Genomic DNA, 605 nt, shown 5'->3' on the forward strand with positions numbered 1-605 from the left:
AGAGGACGACCTTAGGAGTCCGAAGAGTCTATTTTGAGCTGTAAGCTTTTAGCTCTGTGTCAGGCTGAGGTGCTCGAAGCCTGTTGGTGATATTACAGCCCATAAAAAAAGCCGGCTCTTTTAAGTCCGGCTTGCAAATCTTGAATGAAGAAAGATTACTCCATGTTGGTTGTATCTGACTCATCTTCTGACGGGTGCTCAGATGGGTGTTCGTCTCCACCTTCAGTTGGATGCTCTTCGCCAGCTTCTTCAGCCGGGTGTTCTGTATCTGCTTTCTCATCTGCCTCTTTAGCTCCTTGTCCTCCACAAGAGATCAGAGCGCCAGAAAAGGCCAAAAAGAAAAGTAGTGCAAAAGATAAGGCATATTTTCTCATGTTTCTCAGTTTCATTGTTCTGTTTATTTAGGATTTGAATGAAAGATCAAATTAGTTAATAATTTTCAATTGGCAAGGCACAAAGAGCACTAGCTTTAAGCAGTGAGCTTTTGTCATTTAACAATGAGCAATGGGCAATTAATAATGGGCAATTGGCTCTGAGCCTGAAGCTGTGAGCTTCTAGCCTTGAGCTGTGAGTAGATCACTTAGTAAGTTGCTTCGCTGCGCTCA

The 605-nt window shown here is 43.1% G+C and carries 1 protein-coding gene; it reads right to left on the reverse strand.

Annotated elements, in window-relative coordinates; all coding sequences use genetic code 11:
• Positions 1 to 155 precede the first annotated feature (155 nt).
• Positions 156 to 389, reverse strand: a complete 234-nt coding sequence (locus tag E1176_RS00310) for a hypothetical protein (protein WP_246205894.1) — start codon at positions 387 to 389, stop codon at positions 156 to 158.
• Between the last annotated feature and the right edge of the window lie 216 nt (positions 390 to 605).

Source organism: Fulvivirga aurantia, from assembly GCF_009711475.1.
Taxonomy (GTDB): Bacteria; Bacteroidota; Bacteroidia; order Cytophagales; family Cyclobacteriaceae; genus Fulvivirga; species Fulvivirga aurantia.